17 protein-coding genes are annotated in these 17,678 nt (G+C 58.6%); 12 read left to right on the forward strand and 5 right to left on the reverse strand.

Features of this window, described 5'->3' with window-relative positions; all coding sequences use genetic code 11:
* Window positions 1-2 precede the first annotated feature (2 nt).
* Window positions 3-470 (reverse strand): methylated-DNA--[protein]-cysteine S-methyltransferase, encoded by a 468-nt coding sequence (locus ACN5AZ_RS12000; RefSeq protein ID WP_419429124.1) that lies wholly within the window; start codon window positions 468-470, stop codon window positions 3-5.
* Between the two features lie 96 nt (window positions 471-566).
* Between ACN5AZ_RS12000 and ACN5AZ_RS12005 the strand changes: the two genes are divergently transcribed.
* Window positions 567-1,037 (forward strand): hypothetical protein, encoded by a 471-nt coding sequence (locus ACN5AZ_RS12005; RefSeq protein ID WP_419429125.1) that lies wholly within the window; start codon window positions 567-569, stop codon window positions 1,035-1,037.
* Between the two features lie 34 nt (window positions 1,038-1,071).
* Here the strand turns inward: ACN5AZ_RS12005 and ACN5AZ_RS12010 are convergent, their stop codons facing one another.
* The 3 genes from ACN5AZ_RS12010 to ACN5AZ_RS12020 all read right to left on the reverse strand — a co-directional run bounded on the left by ACN5AZ_RS12010 (window position 1,072) and on the right by ACN5AZ_RS12020 (window position 4,194).
* Window positions 1,072-1,644 (reverse strand): TadE/TadG family type IV pilus assembly protein, encoded by a 573-nt coding sequence (locus ACN5AZ_RS12010; RefSeq protein WP_419429126.1) that lies wholly within the window; start codon window positions 1,642-1,644, stop codon window positions 1,072-1,074.
* Window positions 1,645-1,666: 22 nt separating this feature from the next.
* Window positions 1,667-2,218 carry a TadE/TadG family type IV pilus assembly protein gene (locus ACN5AZ_RS12015; RefSeq protein WP_419429127.1) on the reverse strand — a complete coding sequence of 184 codons (552 nt, stop codon included), beginning with the start codon at window positions 2,216-2,218 and terminating at the stop codon, window positions 1,667-1,669.
* Window positions 2,219-2,316: 98 nt separating this feature from the next.
* On the reverse strand, window positions 2,317-4,194 hold the full coding sequence (locus ACN5AZ_RS12020; RefSeq protein ID WP_419429128.1) for a pilus assembly protein TadG-related protein: 1,878 nt from the start codon (window positions 4,192-4,194) through the stop codon (window positions 2,317-2,319).
* Window positions 4,195-4,721: 527 nt separating this feature from the next.
* Here ACN5AZ_RS12020 and ACN5AZ_RS12025 point away from each other — a divergent pair.
* From ACN5AZ_RS12025 to ribD, 11 genes are all read left to right on the forward strand, one after another.
* A complete protein-coding gene (locus ACN5AZ_RS12025; RefSeq protein WP_419429161.1) occupies window positions 4,722-6,680 on the forward strand; it encodes a pilus assembly protein TadG-related protein in 1,959 nt (652 codons plus the stop codon).
* On the forward strand, window positions 6,677-7,213 hold the full coding sequence (locus tag ACN5AZ_RS12030) for a TadE/TadG family type IV pilus assembly protein (RefSeq protein ID WP_419429129.1): 537 nt from the start codon (window positions 6,677-6,679) through the stop codon (window positions 7,211-7,213). The genes ACN5AZ_RS12025 and ACN5AZ_RS12030 overlap by 4 nt, the downstream gene beginning before the upstream one ends.
* Before the next feature lie 5 nt (window positions 7,214-7,218).
* Window positions 7,219-7,815 (forward strand): TadE/TadG family type IV pilus assembly protein, encoded by a 597-nt coding sequence (locus ACN5AZ_RS12035; RefSeq protein WP_419429130.1) that lies wholly within the window; start codon window positions 7,219-7,221, stop codon window positions 7,813-7,815.
* A 149-nt stretch (window positions 7,816-7,964) separates the two neighbouring features.
* Window positions 7,965-8,237 carry a hypothetical protein gene (locus tag ACN5AZ_RS12040; RefSeq protein WP_419429131.1) on the forward strand — a complete coding sequence of 91 codons (273 nt, stop codon included), beginning with the start codon at window positions 7,965-7,967 and terminating at the stop codon, window positions 8,235-8,237.
* A 96-nt stretch (window positions 8,238-8,333) separates the two neighbouring features.
* Window positions 8,334-10,484: a DNA primase gene (dnaG, locus tag ACN5AZ_RS12045; RefSeq protein ID WP_419429132.1), complete on the forward strand. Its 2,151-nt coding sequence runs from the start codon at window positions 8,334-8,336 to the stop codon at window positions 10,482-10,484.
* Window positions 10,485-10,606: 122 nt separating this feature from the next.
* A complete protein-coding gene (gene rpoD, locus ACN5AZ_RS12050; protein ID WP_419429133.1) occupies window positions 10,607-12,601 on the forward strand; it encodes an RNA polymerase sigma factor RpoD in 1,995 nt (664 codons plus the stop codon).
* Window positions 12,602-12,691: 90 nt separating this feature from the next.
* Window positions 12,692-12,979 (forward strand): HlyU family transcriptional regulator, encoded by a 288-nt coding sequence (locus ACN5AZ_RS12055; protein ID WP_419429134.1) that lies wholly within the window; start codon window positions 12,692-12,694, stop codon window positions 12,977-12,979.
* Window positions 12,980-13,085: 106 nt separating this feature from the next.
* Complete coding sequence (locus ACN5AZ_RS12060) at window positions 13,086-13,346, forward strand: hypothetical protein (RefSeq protein WP_419429135.1); 261 nt, start codon at window positions 13,086-13,088, stop codon at window positions 13,344-13,346.
* A 59-nt stretch (window positions 13,347-13,405) separates the two neighbouring features.
* Window positions 13,406-13,822, forward strand: a complete 417-nt coding sequence (locus ACN5AZ_RS12065; RefSeq protein ID WP_419429136.1) for a secondary thiamine-phosphate synthase enzyme YjbQ — start codon at window positions 13,406-13,408, stop codon at window positions 13,820-13,822.
* 147 nt (window positions 13,823-13,969) lie between these two features.
* Window positions 13,970-14,440 carry a transcriptional regulator NrdR gene (gene nrdR / locus ACN5AZ_RS12070; RefSeq protein ID WP_419429137.1) on the forward strand — a complete coding sequence of 157 codons (471 nt, stop codon included), beginning with the start codon at window positions 13,970-13,972 and terminating at the stop codon, window positions 14,438-14,440.
* Window positions 14,441-14,457: 17 nt separating this feature from the next.
* Window positions 14,458-15,537 carry a bifunctional diaminohydroxyphosphoribosylaminopyrimidine deaminase/5-amino-6-(5-phosphoribosylamino)uracil reductase RibD gene (gene ribD / locus ACN5AZ_RS12075; RefSeq protein WP_419429162.1) on the forward strand — a complete coding sequence of 360 codons (1,080 nt, stop codon included), beginning with the start codon at window positions 14,458-14,460 and terminating at the stop codon, window positions 15,535-15,537.
* 109 nt (window positions 15,538-15,646) lie between these two features.
* Here ribD and ACN5AZ_RS12080 read toward each other — a convergent pair whose 3' ends face one another.
* Window positions 15,647-17,677: a capsular polysaccharide biosynthesis protein gene (locus ACN5AZ_RS12080; protein ID WP_419429138.1), complete on the reverse strand. Its 2,031-nt coding sequence runs from the start codon at window positions 17,675-17,677 to the stop codon at window positions 15,647-15,649.
* Window position 17,678: the final 1 nt, after the last annotated feature.

Below are 17,678 nucleotides of genomic sequence, written 5' to 3' on the forward strand. Positions count from 1 at the left end.
CATCAGATCAGCAAGCTGGCCGCGCCTTCGTGCCGCAAAAGCTGGACCTTCGTCTCGACACCACCCGCTCCGGAAAACCCGCCCAGGCCCTGCCGCCCCAAGACACGGTGACAGGGGATGAGCAGGGGGATCGGGTTCCCGCCGCAACCCCGTCCCACGGCCTGAGCCGAGGCCCCGAGATCCCGCGCAAGCGCACCGTATTCGCGGGTCTCTCCGAAAGGGATCGCAGCGATGGCGTCACAGACCGCTATCTGGAACGCGCTTCCTTGCGGCGCGAGTGGCAGATCAAACGACCGGCGTTGGCCTGAGAAATATTCGCCAATCTGCGTCTCGGCCTGTTGCAGCAGCGGGCAGGGCGGATCCGTGTCGGGGGTGGGTGCACGCCAATGCAGCCCGGTGATCGCCCCATTGCGAGCGGTTACAGAAATCGGTCCCAAAGGGCTGTCAAAGCAATGGAGCGTGTCGGTCATGCCTTAGCGTGGCGGGTTTGCGGGTTGCAGGCAACAGGCTTTCCTGCGGGGGGCGAAGTCGCTAGACATGCGCGACCAACAAGACAAGAGGGCGGTATGGCACAGGAATTGGCACGGATCGAAACATCGATGGGGCGGCGCGTGATCGGCGCGGGGGCCATGCTGCTGTTGGGTGCTTTGTTGCTGTACATCGCATTTGCCGAACCGCCGCAGAACCGGTTGTGGCAGGTGTTTCTGCTGGCTGTCGGGGGGCTGTCACTGTGGTTTTCCAGCCGTATGTGGGAAGCCACCTCGCACGCGCTGATCCTGACAGAGACCGAACTGACGGACACGGACGGCACTGTTCTGGCGCGGTTGGACGAGATCGAAAAAGTCGACCGCTCCGTCTTTGCAATGAAGCCGTCGAACGGGTTTTTGTTGATCCTGAAGTCGCCGCAGACGCGTGCGTGGCGTCCGGGCCTGTGGTGGCGCATGGGGCGGCGCATCGCGATTGGTGGCGTCACGGCGGGTTCGGCAACGAAACCCGTGGCTGACATTATCGCGGTCAAGATCGCTGCGCCCGAATAAGGGAAAAGGGCAGCCGGTCTGGCTGCCCTGATATTCACGAGTTCGAGAAGGGGATCTGCGGTGCGTAGCGCGGGCTGGTAAAGCTGTAGGTCCGGATCTCGAAATCCCCGATGCCGACGTTGAAGGTCGGGGCCCAGTCCTCCCACGTTTCGACGATGACCAGCTGTTGGTTGTCCATCGCGGGCGGCAGACGATCCGCATAATCGGCCAGATCGGCGTCGGTCAGACGGTTTTCGCGACCAGACATGGTGCCACCACGCTGACGCGACCAGACAACGGACCAAGTATCGCTGTCTTCGTCGTATTGTACGACAGCTACTCGCAGATCTGTGTAATCTCCCGACGACTTGGTCAGCATTGTCAGAAGATTGTACGTGTTCGAGATATATTGACCGCTGACCCCGTCGGTCTCGCGCGAGATCATGTCACCGATCACATAATTGGCTTTCTGGTTCACGCTTTGCTGGCGGAAGGCATCGAAGTAGACCCAGCCCACGCCGAACAGCCAAAGCATGACGGGCAGGACGATCACCGCCTCGACCGAGATATACCCCTCTTCCGCAGAGGAGAAACGGCGCAGACGTTTTTGTATAAATGCAGGCAGCATATTCTGTCTCCTGAGCAGAAGCTTAACCGGGTTCGTTCACAAAGGCCGAGGACGAGACAAGCGCGGTATAGCCGTTGTCATCCTTTGCAAGGCTGGCGTTCAACGAACCGATGGGGGTGACCGGGCGGAATTTGTAGCAGGCGCGCAGGAACATGATCTGCCCGCCGCCGCCGTTCTGGAACTGCCGCTGGGGGTTGATCGCCTCGGATACGTCCACACAATCTGCGGATGCCGGTGGGTTGGACCATTCCGACATGTCGAGCGGCAGCATTTCCAGATGCAGGGTCTCTTCGCAGCCGGGTAGGACGCGGGCAGCATCGCAAATGGCGGTTTTCATGCCAGCGTGAGTTGTTGGCCCGGTTCCCAGTTTGACGTCGCGGACCGTTTGATCCAACGCCCGTTCCAATACGGTATGACGGATGGTGATCGTCCCCAGCTCGATCGCAGACACGATCAGCAAAAGAAACAGCGGCATCCAAAGCGCCACTTCCGGCGCGACAGTGCCATCGTCACGAGCCGCAAACCGGCGCAGCAGGGGCTTAACAGTACGGGTCATCATATCGGCCTCGATCATGAGGAAGTGGGTTGCAGTGGCCCAGCGTGGTGGCCGCATAGGCCCCACATGGGAGAGGTTTGGTTTTCGGGACACGCCGTTCTGGCGTGGTCGTCAGGTCATTCGGTCAGGCGGAGTTCCACCAACATGTCCGAGATCGAGCTGAAGGTGTCGACCAGCTCGTCGCCGGTCACGTCGTAGAAATGTGCCGCCGAAGACGCGCAGTCGCCCATGGCGTCCAGACCTGCCTGCGGCGCCTCGACCCCGATAGCGTAGACCACGACACCTGCCTCTTTTGCGGCGTCGCAAATGCGGTGCAGGCGGGCGTCGGCGTCATCACCATCGACCTTCGTTTCAAAAGAATAATAGGCGTTGTAGTAATCCGAATAGGATACAACCCCGTCACGGTACATGTCATAGTACCAATCCGCGCCATATTCGGTGGTCTTCACGTTGCCGAACAGCTCCAACCAGTTCAGGCGCATGGGCGGGACGGTGGTGCAGCTTGGGGTGGCGTCGAAGCGGACGTTCAGCAAGTTGCTCAGCACATCTGTGCTTTGGGCGATGACGGGAATGTCTTGGAGGTTCTCCAACACATTGGACAAAACCCCGGCCACAAGCGTGGTGTTACCCGAATGGCTGCCGCTGCCCTTGTAACTGGAACACTGCAGCGCGTCATTTTCGCTTACGCCCCCGACCACAGCCACGCCATTGACTGTCGTTGCGGCGCCGCCAAGCGCACGGCTGTAGGGGCCGCGCTGATAGGCGTCACTGCGACCCTCGCGGTGGGGCCAATAGTACCAGTCGTTTGAATCGCCGGAATTTTCACGGATCTTGATCGAGAAACGATCATCGCTTCGATCTTCTGTGCCGTTGTCGTCGACCCAGACGTTCGACATGTTCAGCGGATCCTTCATGTAATCTTTCAGGTCGAACTGGGTGGTGTTCTGGCCGTCCGTCATGACAACGACAAATTTCTGCGCGGCGGCCTCATAGCTAGCGGGACGGTTTGCAGCAGATCCGGCGGCAACACCTTCAGCGGCCATGTCGGCCACGGCGTCCTGGGTGGACGGATCCAGCAGAGCGGTTCCCCACTTCATACCAAGGTCGATCGCGGTGTTGCCCTGCGCTTCGAGGCTGTCGATGAAGGCTTTTAGCTCGTCGGGATCGGCGCTGTGGGCGATCACGTTCGACGTCGTCCCCTCGGAACACCAGGGCGTATCAACAAAAGCAGCACCGGTGTTGATGGGGTCGAAATGCGCGATCTGTTCCAGCGGCGTGTCAGGCGACAGAACCGTCGTGTCAAAGGCACTGTCTGCAAAGGTCGCACAGGTCGAGAACGTGTGATCAAGGTCGAGCGCAAAACGTTCCGCCAACTCCGGGCCAATGTTTACGGTCGCATTATAAGGTACGATGGACACGGTAATGCGGCTGTCATCGCCACCGTCACCAAGAACGGTATCAACGAATTCCTTGGCTGCGTCCTTGAGCTGCTGCAACTTCGCCCCGGCCATGGAGCCGGAGACATCGAGAACCAGGCTGATTTCCGTGGGCGCCACAGCGTTTTCGGCAGTGGCCGCGCCATAGACATCCAGCTCGCTCACCCCGATCAGGCTGAGGAAGTCGGAGCTGATCTGGCCGTGGCCGTCGGCGGAGACGCGTTTGGAGCCCAAGCCGTTGTCCACGTCGACGCCGGTGAGATGGTCGCTCATGTTCATGGCGCGAAAGTAATCCTCGACCACGAGGTTCGGGTCGCGACTGTTTTCGAGGTTTGCGGCGGCCAGAACGGCACGGTCCAATGTGTTCTGGACTTTGGTTCGCTTTAGTTCCGCGTGCATCATATCAATGCCGATGCCGCCGAAGATCACCATAATGAGCGATCCGATAAGGGCGACATAGGACATCGCACCGTCCTGCTGGGCCCAAAAACGTCCCAGAAAGCCACCACTGGCAGAAGCGGTGGCGCGGAATTTCGGTTTGAACATTGCGTTCATCATACTGGCACCTTGTGACACACTTTGGAAACGGGTCTGCGACTCGACTCCGGTGATTGGATGCCTCGTTTATGTCGTTTCAAAATGGCCAAACTGGGGCGTGTTTGGATGGTTTTTGGTCAATAATTGCTGGGTTTTGCGTCCAATAGGGATCGTTCCCCCTTTTCGTTTCCGGAGCGGGGTCAATGAGCGGGTGTTCTTGCCGAAAGTGACCGATCTGAGGCGTTGGCCGCACCGGGTTTGCCACGGAGTTTTAAGATTCGGGCAGCCCGTTGTTCGGTGCGTGATGCCCGTGTTCGTTTGGCGCTGTGTGGGTCTAAATAGGTTTCGCCTTGTTTCCTCGGGGGGGCGAAAAGAAGGCAAACCCTACCCAAAAGAGATAGGTGTTGTGAAAAACTTGGTTAAGAAAGTCTAAAGAAATCCTGAATACGTCCCAGTGATGCCCGATTGCCCGGTCAATCATTCTTCATGCCGCAAAGACCTTGCACCGCGGGAGAAAGAAAATGACCGTACACCTTCGCCCTCGGGCAATGCTTCGACATCTGATACAGGATGAGACGGGCAATATCACAATTTACTCAGTATTCATGTTGGTTCTGATCCTGACCATCACGGGTGCTTCTGTTGATATCATGCGTTTCGAAACCAATCGGACCGTAATGCAGAACACAATGGACCGTGCTGTTTTGGCGGCCGCAGACTTGGACCAGACGCAAGACCCCAAAACGGTGGTCAAAGACTATCTTGCGAATTCACCTGTGCGATCACTCGTTCCGAACGTTGAAGTCTTTCAGGCGGCAAACAGCAGAACGGTCTCCGCGACGGGCACGTCCTCAATGGACCCAATTTTTCTGCATATGTCGGGCGTTGATCAGTTGATCGCTCCGGCGAAATCCGTGGCTGAGGAAAAAATATCCAACGTCGAGATTAGTCTGGTTCTCGATATCTCCGGATCGATGCGCAACAATGACCGCATCAATAAAATGAAACCAGCTGCGACCTCGTTCGTGGACAAGGTCATGACGGATGACTCCAATGGTGTCACCACGCTCAACCTTGTGCCCTTTGCGGGGCAGGTAAACCCCGGCGACATTTTGTTTGATTATTTCCGTGGCGAACGTCCGAAGATCAATCAAAACAACGGATGGGGGAATGGTGATCAGGACGCGCCGGGAAATTCGCTGTGCAACAATAACGCTGAAAATGCGGATGAAGGCGCAGCCTCTGAAGAATGCGCATATGACGACGGTTCCAGCTCAGAAACGGCGACTGCGGCTGCCATTGACGATGCCGAATACTTCAAGATGCGCAACCAAAACATCGTGGATATGGTCTACTATTTTGATGTCGATGACGACGGTATCTATGATGTGACGCACAAGGTCGAAAACTATACGTCCGACGCATCGCGTGATCCTGATGATCATTTTAAAGGTTTTGTCGCAGCCTTCTTTGCCGCCGACGACCGCTTGACGACGCCAGAGCAGTTTTTGGGCGCCTCTGTTCAAACGTCGAATAAAAAGATCTATTACTATCAAGTTAAGGGCGATGAAAACGGCCAGCGCAATGATATTGGTCCGACCCTAAACAAGGGTAATCACCGAGGCGATACACATGACTATTCGGGTATCGATCTGGGATATTGGGAGCAGTTCTATGTTTCTCCGAACCAATCTCGGATGAATGCGGAAGCAGCTGCTGCAGCGGAAGCTGCTCTGGCCGAAGAAGAGGGGCGCGAAGTGCCCCCCGGAATCGAAAAGAAGCAGCAAAATATGAACATGCCTTCGTCGTGTGTGGAAATATACCCCGAAGAATTCAACACGACGGCAATGCCAACTTCCGAAGATTACGTGCCCCACTTTATGTACTGGCCAATCGACGAGACGCATATGGATTGGGGGTGGTGCCCATCTGAGGAAATGACCATTCAGTACTATTCGGATGATCGCAGCGCCCTGATTGATTTCATTGATGAAATGCGTCTGCACGATGGTACAGGTTTGCAATATGGCATGAAATACGGTTTGGCGCTTTTGGATCCTGTGAACCAGTCGGCATTGAGCGCGCTGATCGAAGCAGGCTTGGTAGACGAGCGTTTCGAAGGTCGGCCAATTCAGTGGGGCGATTCCGAGACGGAAAAATACATCGTTATGATGTCGGATGGTGCCGTCACGCCGCAATATCGCCCAAACGATGGTGAAAATCCATCGAACGCGACCACAGATCTTAGAACGCAAGGGTCGAGTTCGTATTACACGATGACGGCAGGATCCCAGGCACAAGCGGAATATCGTGCTCAATGCGATTTGGCGCGCGCGAACGGTGTGACCGTATTCACCGTAGCGTTTGAGACGACGAACGCTGAAGCGGACGCTCTCGCCTATTGCGCGTCTTCGGCAAGCCACGCCTTCCATGTCACCGGTGATGAAATCGCTGATACATTCGATACCATCGCCCGTCAGATCAATAACCTGAGGCTGATCCAATGATGTCCAGCATCCAAACCTTTGCCTCCCGCTTTCGTCGTGACGAAGACGGCAACGCAACCATCGAATTTGCCTTCTACTTTACCGTCTTCTTCCTGATCCTGACGGCGGGTGTGGAAATCGCTTATATGAACTTGCGACATTCGATGCTGGAAAGATCGGTTGATCTGGTGGTGCGTGACATTCGCTTGTCGACCGGGGATGTCCCGTCCTTCGCAGAAGCGCGCAACAAGATTTGCGAGGAGGCCGCCATTCTGGAGGATTGTGAAAACAACCTTCGCCTGGAGATGGTCGAAGTTGATCCGCGCAATTTTTGGACGATTGATCCAAACCCAGATTGCCGCAACGCCGAGGAAGAGCCGCGCCCGGTGCGTAACTTCACCCCCGGTACCGACAACGCACTGATGCTGATCCGCGCATGTCTGAAATACAAGCCGATGATGCCAACGACCGGTTTGGGTAAAGAGCTGTATAAAGACAGCGATGGCTACGCCCAATTGATGGTGACATCCGCATTTGTACAAGAGCCGAGGTAATCGCCATGATCTTCAAATCTTGCTTCAACCGTGTGCTGAAACGTTTTGCCAAAGACACCGAAGGCAGCATTTCCATCGAGGCGCTGATCTGGTTTCCCATGATCCTCGCGGTTCTCGCGTCGATGTTCTCGCTCTTTGATGCCTTTCGCTACAAAAGCCTGAATGCCAAAGCCGCCTATACGATCTCGGACGCGCTTTCGCGTGAAACCGATCCTATCGACAACGCCTATATCGACGGTATGGAGGATGTTCTCGAATTCCTCACGATCTCCGAGGGACCATATTCCTTGCGAGTGACTTTGGTGAACTATGACGGGACATCCTATAATCCGGACGGATCTATCGCGTCCGTCGGAGAGGGATATCAGGTGGAATGGTCGCAAACACGCGGTGATTTCGACGACCTGACAACTGCAGATCTGAAAACCTTTACGGACAAGCTTCCCAATCTGTTGAACAATGAGCGGGTCATTCTGGTGGAAACGCGAACCGAATACGTACCCCCGTTCGTTATTCCTGTCCTGAATGAGGCGGATCTCTTCTACACCTACGGATTTACGCGACCACGTTTCGCGCCCAAGATTTCGTGGTCGGACAGCTAATCCGAACGACAAGATGATGAACGACGGGGCCTCGGCCCCGTCGTTTCCCCTTGGGGGATGTGCATGATTTCGCCGATGCTGGCACAGCCGTTGCCCATACCCCGGGGCTGCACTAGAACCCAAGCGACCCAATGTAATCGGAGCTTCTCATGCGTCACGCGCTCTTTGCCATGATCCTACTGACCGTCGCACCGGCTGCACAGGCACAAGACGACAGCTGCGCACAGACCGAAGCGTGGTTCAACGAGGCGGTGGAAAGCCGCCAAACCGGTAAATCCGAGCGCGCCGTACGCCGCAGCCTGCGCGCGGACATGGGGGAGGAGGCCGCAGATCAACTAGCGGCTTTTGTCTTTGCCCTGCCAGCAGAACAGTTGTCGCCCGCTGTGGGTGCGATGGCGCGGGCGCAGTGCGAAGGTCTGTAACCTAAACGTTCGAAATTGCTGGTCCGTCCGAGGGGTGCCACGTTATCGTGTGCGCCCCCTTGAGAATCGCCCCACGCTCGGAGGATACTGCGCGCCATGAGCCTGCCCCCCGGTTTCCTAGATGAACTGCGCAACCGCCTGACCCTTTCCGATGTGGTGGGGAAAAAAGTCATGTGGGATAAGCGCAAGTCCCAGCCGGGCAAGGGCGATCTGTGGGCTCCATGCCCCTTTCACCACGAAAAAACCGCGTCTTTTCATGTGGATGACCGGAAAGGGTTCTACTACTGCTTTGGCTGCCATGAAAAAGGCGATGCGCTGAGTTTTGTCCAGAAGCTCGACAATGTCGGGTTCATGGAAGCGGTCGAGATTCTCGCCACCGAGGCGGGAATGGAAATGCCGGCCAAGGACCCGCGCGCGCAGGAAAAGATCGACCGACGGACACAGCTGACAAAAGTCATGGAAGAGGCGGTGCGCTTCTTCCGGTTCCAGTTGAAAACCCAAGCCGCGGGCGAGGCGCGCGCCTATCTTCAAAAGCGCGGATTGACGGCTGACGCGCTGGACCGGTTCGAGATCGGCTTTGCGCCCGCTGGCTGGGACAATCTGCGGCTGGGTCTGACGGGCAAGGGGATTGCCATCGACGATCTGGTGGCCTGCGGTCTGTCGCGCAAATCCGACAAGGGGCGCGACCCCTATGATGTGTTCCGCAACCGGATCATGTTTCCGATCCGTGATGCGCGCGGGCGGGCCATCGCCTTTGGCGGGCGTGCGATGGATCCCAATGACAATGCCAAGTATCTGAACTCTCCCGAGACGGAGCTGTTCGACAAATCGCGCAACCTGTACAACTTGCGTCCCGCGCGCGAGGCATCCGGACGGGGAAAGCCGCTGATCGTTGCCGAGGGCTACATGGATGTGATCGCGCTGTCCGAGGCGGGATTTCATGCCTCTGTCGCGCCACTGGGCACGGCTGTTACCGAAAACCAGCTGCAAATGATGTGGCGCGTGTCCGAAGAGCCGATCATCGCGCTGGATGGGGACAAGGCCGGTCTGCGCGCGGCCTATCGTGTGATTGATCTGGCGTTGCCGCTGCTGGAGGCGGGGAAATCGCTGCGGTTTGCCATCATGCCCGAAGGCAAGGACCCCGATGATCTGCTGCGGGCCGAAGGGCCGGAAGCTGTTCAGGCGGTGCTGGATGCGGCGATGCCCATGGTGGACCTGCTGTGGCGGCAAGAGACGGAAGACAAGAGCTTTGACAGCCCCGAGCGGCGTGCAGCCTTGGACAAATCCCTACGAGAGCGGGTGAAGCTGATCCGCGACCGCAGCTTGCGTCATCACTACGCTTTGGCGGTGCGGGACCGTTTGGACGCGCTTTATGGGCGCAGCGGCAGCGGCTTTGATATTGGGTTCGACAGCGGACCGGACCGTGGTTTTGCGCCGATGCCCGACATGCCTCCGCCGGATATGGGGTATGATCCCGGCTTCGATATGCCGCCCGATGCGGGGTATCAGCCAGAGTATGACACCGGTTTCGACGCCCCCGCGCCGCAGAGATCAGAGGATCGTGGCAGCTTCACGCCGCGCAAAACCGGCTATTCCGGCGCCAAGGGCGGGGGCAAACGCAGGCCGTGGAACGCACCACCACCGCCCAGCCCGACGGCGAAAGCATCGCTGCTGGCCTCGCCCGGCGAAGCACCAGAAGTGCGCCTGCGCGAGGAAGTCATTCTTGCGACGCTGTATTGTCATCCCGCACTGATCGCGGAGTTCGACAGCCAGCTTGAGGCGTTGGTCTTTGCCGATCCGCAACTGCAGGCCCTGCGCGACATCATGTTGGCCTGCCACGATTGCCCCGACGAAGTGGCGGCCAAGGCGGCGAGTGAAATTGGGCAGGGGCGTCTTGAATCTCTGATGGGGGCACGCCATATCGTGGTGGTTCCCTGCATTCGCACACCCGGTGTTCTGGATATCGCGCGTATCACAGTGTCCGAAGAACTGGCAAAACTGGACACGTTGCGTGGCTGGCAGGCCGAACTGAAAGAGGCCGAAGAGGATTTTGCGGATCAGGCCGACGAGGCTTTGACATGGCGGTTGGGGCAGGCGGCCCGCGCCAAATCCGATATCGGGCGCCGGACCGACGAAAGCGAGATGGATTACGCCATCGGCGAGAACGGTGCCCTGATCGACAAAGACGAAAGAAGCGCGTTTGATTCGCTTCTATCGACGATTCGCTTCGACAAGGGGCGCAAATAATGCTCACCATGGTGAGAAAAAGGTAAACATATAAGGCTAGACGGGTGTCCGAATCGCCGAATCACGGTAAGTACTCGGTTTAACGAATCACTCAGCTCGTCGCCCCCGATCAGGAGAGCCGCATGGCAGCCAAGGACAACGAAGACACCAAGTCCCAGGACCAGGACGAAGAGATCAGCCTTGATATGAGTCAGGCTGCGGTCAAGAAGATGATCGCCGAAGCGCGCGAGCGTGGCTACATCACCTATGACCAGCTTAACCAGGTTTTGCCCCCGGATCAGGTGTCCTCTGACCAGATCGAGGACGTCATGTCGATGCTCTCCGAGATGGGCATTCAGGTGACCGAGGACGACGAAGAAGCCGAAGAAGAAGAGAACAAAAACACCCAGTTGGTGGAGCAAAAGCGCGGCGGTGACGTGGCGCTGGGCTCTGGCACGACTGAGAAGCTGGATCGCACTGACGACCCGGTGCGGATGTATCTGCGCGAAATGGGCTCGGTCGAGCTGCTGTCGCGTGAGGGCGAAATCGCCATCGCCAAGCGCATCGAGGCCGGTCGCAACACGATGATCCTCGGGCTGTGCGAAAGCCCGCTGACCTTTCAGGCGATCACCATCTGGCGCGAGGAACTTCTGTCCGAGGACATCCTGCTGCGTGATGTGATCGATCTGGAGACCACTTTTGGCAACCAGATGGGCGAGGACGGCGAGCTTGAGGAGCCGGTGGTCGATCCATCGGCGGCGGCCGGAACCACCGATCAGCCCACGCAGAAATCCAGCGAGCCGGAATATGACGCGGACGGCAATCCCATCCGCAACGATGACGACGATGACGAGGACGAGCAGGCCAACATGTCGCTGGCCGCGATGGAAACCGCGCTGAAACCGCGTGTTCTGGAGACGCTCGACCGGATCGCGCAGGATTACGAAGCGCTTGCAGAAATGCAGGACAGCCGGATTTCCGCGACGCTGAACGAAGATGGCTCTTTCGATGCCACCGACGAAGCGATGTACCAGAAGCTGCGTTCGGAAATTGTTGAGCTGGTGAACGGGCTTCACCTGCACAACAACCGTATCGAGGCGCTGATCGACCAGCTCTACGGCATCAACAAGCGCATCATGTCCATCGACAGCGCGATGGTGAAGCTCGCCGATCAGGCGCGCATCAACCGTCGTGAATTTGTCGAGGCCTACCGTGGCCACGAGCTGGACCCGAACTGGCTGGAGCGTATGGGCGAGAAGTCCGGTCGCGGCTGGCAGATGTTCATCGAACGCTCGTCGGACAAGGTCGAAGAGCTGCGCTCTGATATGGCGCAGGTCGGCCAGTATGTCGGTTTGGACATCTCCGAATTCCGCCGCATCGTGCAGCAGGTCCAGAAGGGCGAGAAAGAAGCCCGTCAGGCCAAGAAGGAAATGGTCGAGGCGAACCTGCGTCTCGTGATCTCGATCGCCAAGAAATACACCAACCGTGGCCTGCAGTTCCTTGACCTCATTCAGGAAGGCAACATCGGCCTGATGAAGGCGGTGGATAAGTTCGAATATCGTCGCGGCTATAAGTTCTCGACCTATGCGACGTGGTGGATCCGTCAGGCGATCACGCGCTCTATTGCCGATCAGGCGCGCACGATCCGTATCCCGGTCCACATGATCGAGACGATCAACAAGCTGGTGCGTACCGGCCGTCAGATGCTGCACGAGATCGGCCGCGAGCCGACGCCGGAAGAGCTGGCGGAAAAGCTGCAGATGCCGCTGGAAAAGGTTCGCAAGGTGATGAAGATCGCCAAGGAGCCGATCTCCCTCGAAACGCCGATTGGCGACGAGGAAGACAGCCAGCTTGGCGATTTCATCGAGGACAAGAACGCGGTTCTGCCGCTGGATTCCGCTATTCAGGAAAACCTGAAGGAAACCACCACGCGGGTTCTGTCGTCGCTGACGCCGCGCGAGGAACGTGTCCTGCGGATGCGCTTTGGCATCGGCATGAACACTGATCACACGCTTGAAGAGGTGGGCCAGCAGTTCAGCGTGACCCGCGAACGTATCCGCCAGATTGAGGCGAAAGCGCTTCGCAAGCTCAAGCATCCGTCGCGCAGCCGCAAGCTGCGGTCGTTCCTCGACCAGTAAGCCTGCGCTGGCCCGTAATTCATTCGCGCCCCTTCCCCCGGGAGGGGGCGTTTTCTTTGGCACAAAGCGTCAGCAGCAAAGGTTTGAGACATGAGCGAGAAAAAAGGATTTCTAGCGCGCCTGTTCGGCGGCGGAGCGGCGGAGAAGCCCTCGGACGTGGTGGAACACAAAGGATTCCGCATCACCCCGCAGCCGATTTCCGAAGATGGTGGTTTCCGCATCAGCGCCAAGATCGAAGGCGAGATTGATGGCGAGACGAAAACGCATAGCCTGATCCGGGCGGACGTTATTCGTGACCGCGACGAGGCGGCGAAGGCCTCTGTTTCCAAAGCGCAGGCGATGATCGACCAGATGGGTGCGAAGCTGTTCGATATGTGACGAATTTTCGGGGTCTTTGCCCGGAATAGATATCATATCCGGCGGTTGTTTCAGAATCGGGGAACCTTTTGCGGCCAAGTTGGTTGTCCGTGCAAGGAGACGATCAATGAAACAGCCGCTTATGTTTGCTTTCGCAGCCACCCTCGCAACCACCGCCGTTGCCGCCACCACACAGGTGATCGGACCGGAGATGGGCAGCAGTGCCGATGTCATTACCATCGAAGTGGCCCCCGAAGAGCTCGCGCGCTGTCAGGAAACCTTGGCGCAGGTTGCGTCCATGCCGGTAACCACGGATCGCGGAACGCCCCTGCCTGTTTCGGCCGACGATGATCTGCCCCGTGTGGCCTGTGTCGCTGTAGAGGCCTGAACCGACCCTCTGGTTTGGCGAGTTGCTTCGCGGTATGCGTGTCTCAACAGGGGACACAAATGCAGAAAATTTTCGAAGTCCGCACAAACGGGATCGGTCTTTACGAGATCACAAATCAATTGACGGACTGGAGCGTCGGGGCCGACATACAGGCGCGGGCGCTCCATTTGTTTATACGACATACGTCCGCGTCACTGCTGATTCAGGAAAACGCGGATCCAGAGGTTCGCAGTGACTTGATTGAATACTTTCAGCGTCTTGTGCCGTCAGCCGATCATTCCAGCATGTCCTATCTGAAGCATACGTATGAGGGGCCGGATGACATGCCGGCCCATATCAAATCCGCGCTTTTACCGGTGTCGTTGACCATCCCGATGATTGATGGGCGCCTTGGTCTGGGAACGTGGCAGGGTGTCTATGTCGTGGAACATCGCACCGCGCCCCACCGGCGTCAGATTGTGGCCAGTTTACTGTAAGCATCGTTGCCCGCATTGATGGCAGTGCCCCATCTAGGGGCTGGAATATTTCCCTACCCAAAACTTAGATGATGGCCTATAGTGCCTGTGGATAAGGGGGGCCAACCTCCAATCGAGGCGGGATTTATAAAACGAGGGGACAAGCCAATGCGCTGCCCGTTTTGCGGAAATATCGATACTCAGGTTAAAGATTCACGACCAGCCGAGGATCATGTGTCCATCCGGCGGCGGCGGTTTTGCCCGTCTTGCGGTGGTCGGTTCACGACATACGAACGTGTACAGTTGCGCGATCTCGTGGTGATCAAAACGAACGGTCGCCGTGAAGATTTCGACCGTGACAAGCTTGAACGGTCCATCCGGATCGCATTGCAGAAACGCCCGATCGAGCCTGATCGCGTGGATCAGATGATCTCTGGCATTGTGCGCCGCTTGGAAAGCATGGGCGAAACCGACATCCCCTCCAAGCAGATCGGCGAGATCGTTATGGAAACGCTGGCCCGGATCGACACCGTGGCCTACGTACGCTTTGCGAGCGTTTACAAGAACTTCCAAGCCGCTGACGATTTCGACAAATTTGTCTCGGAGTTGCGGCCAGAAAACGTCCAGCTGCCCAAGTGACCGATCACAAGAGGTGGATGGCGCAGGCGCTTGCGCTGGGTCGTCGTGGCATGGGGCAGACTTGGCCCAACCCGGCTGTGGGCTGCATTTTGGTGGCTGGCGGTCGTGTTGTCGGGCGGGGTTGGACCCAGCCGGGTGGTCGCCCCCATGCGGAGGTGGTGGCCCTAAAGGCCGCCGGTCCCTTGGCGCGCGGCGCCACGGCCTATGTCACCTTGGAACCTTGCGCGCATCACGGGGCCACGCCACCGTGTTGCGATGCGCTGATCGCGGCAGGCGTTGCGCGCGTTGTCGCGCCATTGACCGACAGCGATCCGCGCGTGTCGGGGCAGGGGTTTGACAGGATGCGCGCCGCCGGGATCGAGGTCATCACCGGCATCATGGCCTCTGAGGCGATGCACGATCATGCGGGTTTTTTCCTAAAGGTCGAACAATCGCGGCCATGGTTGACGCTAAAACTGGCCATGACGATGGACGGGCGGATCGCCACCGCCACCGGAGAAAGCCAGTGGATCACAGGTCCGCAAGCGCGGCGAGCGGTGCATGGTTTACGCGCCACCCATGATGCGGTTCTGGTTGGCGGCGGAACAGCACGGGCGGATAATCCGCGCCTGACAGTGCGCGGTTTCGATGTCGCCCGCCAGCCGGTGCGCATTGTGGCCAGCCGCCATCTGGATCTGCCGCTGCTGAGCGATCTGGCCCGCACAGCAAAAGACGTGCCGGTTTGGCTGTCGCACGGGCCGGATGCGCAGTCGGATCTGGTTAAGACATGGGAGCAACTGGGGGCCACCATGTTGCCGACACGCTTGGCTGGTGGTCGACTGGATGCGCAGGATTTACTCGCCACGCTGGGGCAACGCGGTTTGACGCGGGTGTTCTGTGAGGGCGGCGGCCAGCTTGCGGCGTCTTTATTGGCGCAGGATCTGGTGGACGAGCTGCATGTTTTCACCGCGGGCATGGCTTTGGGGGCCGAAGGGCACCCCGGCATCGGCGCATTGGGCGTGGATCGTCTGGCAGAGGCGCCGCGCTTTGAGCTTGTGGATGTTCGAACGCAAGGCGGCGACCTTCAGCACGTATGGCGCAAAGCTGCCGCTACGTAACGATTTAGGAACATAAGGTTACGTAGGGGTATGCGCGGGTCAGACGGAAGCCGCCCATGTGGATAACTCTGCTGATAAAATTTTAATTCGCCGGATAATGATGCAGTCACTACCGCCACAAATGGCTGTAACTTGCGAACAAACCTTGGGTTTTTGACAGCAGCCGATTGGCAAGCCCCGCACGGAAACGCGTACCTTGGGCCAACCGGTCAACGATCACCTCGACTGTGCAGGGCAGGCCGCTGATCGGATCGTAATAGCGCGGATAGTCGATCAGTGCCGCATAGGCCAATGCCTCGATTGAGGGGCGGGGGCCGGACAGGCGGCGCGCAGGCACCGGCCCGATATCGGTGGTCAGGCCCCACCCCGCGTAGAATGGCGCGCCCAGAGTCGTCACGGGAATACCCCGCAGGAGCGCCTCGAAACCGGTGCCGGAGGTCATGGTCCAGACCTCGTGCACCTCGCGCAGCAGACGACCCATATCAGCCTGGTCGAGCGTGACATCCGCGAACCGCTCTGGCGCGGTGACCACACCCTTGCGCAGCCCCGCTTCGACGTCGGGGTGTGGTTTCCAAATAATCACTGCGTTGGGATTGGCCTCGCGCGTGCGGCGCAACAGGGTTTCATTATCGGCAATATGGGGGCTGCCCCGCAGGATTGATGCGTCGTCCTCGACCTGACCGGGCACCAGAACCCGGTGGCCTTCGGGGATCGCAGGCAAATCTCCCGATAGGTTGTATTTGGTTAAGTTTTCGTTACCCATTCTCTGGATAACCCTGTGGATACGTTCGAATTGATCGGGTCTGAGGCCTTTGGCGCGGCTTTGGATGAGCGTCTCCAGATCGGAAGCGCGCGTGGGATCGTAGTAAATCCCGCTGTGATCGATGGCCAAAGACAGTGGCGGAACCAGTTCCGCGCCAAGCCCACGGGATCGCAGAAAGCCATCCTCCATCCGTGCGCCATGCGTGAGACCTAAACTGGCCCAAGACACCAGCGGGCGCCGGGTGTCCTGCGCCAGTTGCTTGGCTTTATCCACATCCGCCTCAAACCGCAGCGCACTGTGTTTGCCCAAGAAATCCGTAAGCGGTTTTCTTTTCCACAGCCGCGCGCCGGTGATGACCCAGCCCGCGCGATCCTCGCGCCACGCCCGGCTTTGCGCTTCGAGCGCGCCGAGAGCCGCTTCTACATCGCACAGGCGATCATGGTGGGGGTCGTACCACAGGGGGTACAGGATCATCGCCGCTGCGACCAGTTGGGCCCGTGTCAGGCTGCGTTGCCTGCGCGCGATGATCTCTTCGTCATCGGTCAGCCCCCATCCCGCGTAGAACGGCTGGCCAAAGACCCGTGGTTTATGCCCTGCAAGAATGGCCTCGAACCCCATCTGGGAAGACAGCGTATAGACCCGCGTCGCCCCTTCGAGCAGCGTCCAGGGCGAGGCATTGCCGTCGTAGATCGACACGGGACCGGTGGCATCTTCAGCGGTAAAATGGCCCGCCCGATGGCCTGCGGTAGTCTCCGGGTGGGTTTTCAGGATGATGCGCGCGCCGGGATTTTCTTCGCGTGCGACGAACAGCATTTCGAGAAACCGCGCGCGGTCCCCATTCGACGCACGCACCGACGCGTCACCGCGCGTCTGGTCTATTACAAGGACATAGCCGGGCTCGGGGCAGGGGGCATCGGGAAGGGTCGCGCTGTATTTGGATAGATGCGCCTCCCGCATGCGGGCGATCACGCCGCGCGCCCGGTCCAACAGCGCGCTGTCGTCCAAGGGATGTGTTTTCAGCAAGGTTTCCAGATCAGATGGCGCGCGCCCGTCGAAATGGACGCCGGTCCCGTCGATCAGCAAGCCAAGCGGTGGTTCGCCTTCGCGACCGGGGAACAGTGACCGCAGGAATGCATCCTCGATGCGCAGCAGAGACGCACCGGTCTTGGCGGCCATCGCCTCGCCGCGATAGGCATAAGGCGATTGCCCCCAGACCGCGATGTGATCATCCGGCGAGGGGCGGCCAAGGCGGATCTGATATCCGGCAAGGGACAGAATGCGGCGCAGCCGCTTTTGCCGCAGAAATCCTGCGGAGTAGACATAGAGACGCCGGGAGGTTTCCCCCCCGGCGTAATGCTGTCCATCGTTGTTGTTCAAC

Origin of the sequence: Sagittula sp. SSi028, from assembly GCF_048553715.1 — a bacterium.
Taxonomy (GTDB): Bacteria; Pseudomonadota; Alphaproteobacteria; order Rhodobacterales; family Rhodobacteraceae; genus Sagittula.

Excerpts from the sequence above, each read along its gene's own strand:
- ACN5AZ_RS12000 (WP_419429124.1), bottom strand. The coding sequence starts at position 470 with ATGACCGACACGCTCCATTGCTTTGACAGCCCTTTGGGACCGATTTCT.
- ACN5AZ_RS12005 (WP_419429125.1), top strand. The coding sequence starts at position 567 with ATGGCACAGGAATTGGCACGGATCGAAACATCGATGGGGCGGCGCGTG.
- ACN5AZ_RS12010 (WP_419429126.1), bottom strand. The coding sequence starts at position 1,644 with ATGCTGCCTGCATTTATACAAAAACGTCTGCGCCGTTTCTCCTCTGCG.
- ACN5AZ_RS12015 (WP_419429127.1), bottom strand. The coding sequence starts at position 2,218 with ATGATCGAGGCCGATATGATGACCCGTACTGTTAAGCCCCTGCTGCGC.
- ACN5AZ_RS12020 (WP_419429128.1), bottom strand. The coding sequence starts at position 4,194 with ATGATGAACGCAATGTTCAAACCGAAATTCCGCGCCACCGCTTCTGCC.
- ACN5AZ_RS12025 (WP_419429161.1), top strand. The coding sequence starts at position 4,722 with ATGCTTCGACATCTGATACAGGATGAGACGGGCAATATCACAATTTAC.
- ACN5AZ_RS12030 (WP_419429129.1), top strand. The coding sequence starts at position 6,677 with ATGATGTCCAGCATCCAAACCTTTGCCTCCCGCTTTCGTCGTGACGAA.
- ACN5AZ_RS12035 (WP_419429130.1), top strand. The coding sequence starts at position 7,219 with ATGATCTTCAAATCTTGCTTCAACCGTGTGCTGAAACGTTTTGCCAAA.
- ACN5AZ_RS12040 (WP_419429131.1), top strand. The coding sequence starts at position 7,965 with ATGCGTCACGCGCTCTTTGCCATGATCCTACTGACCGTCGCACCGGCT.
- dnaG (WP_419429132.1), top strand. The coding sequence starts at position 8,334 with ATGAGCCTGCCCCCCGGTTTCCTAGATGAACTGCGCAACCGCCTGACC.
- rpoD (WP_419429133.1), top strand. The coding sequence starts at position 10,607 with ATGGCAGCCAAGGACAACGAAGACACCAAGTCCCAGGACCAGGACGAA.
- ACN5AZ_RS12055 (WP_419429134.1), top strand. The coding sequence starts at position 12,692 with ATGAGCGAGAAAAAAGGATTTCTAGCGCGCCTGTTCGGCGGCGGAGCG.
- ACN5AZ_RS12060 (WP_419429135.1), top strand. The coding sequence starts at position 13,086 with ATGAAACAGCCGCTTATGTTTGCTTTCGCAGCCACCCTCGCAACCACC.
- ACN5AZ_RS12065 (WP_419429136.1), top strand. The coding sequence starts at position 13,406 with ATGCAGAAAATTTTCGAAGTCCGCACAAACGGGATCGGTCTTTACGAG.
- nrdR (WP_419429137.1), top strand. The coding sequence starts at position 13,970 with ATGCGCTGCCCGTTTTGCGGAAATATCGATACTCAGGTTAAAGATTCA.
- ribD (WP_419429162.1), top strand. The coding sequence starts at position 14,458 with ATGGCGCAGGCGCTTGCGCTGGGTCGTCGTGGCATGGGGCAGACTTGG.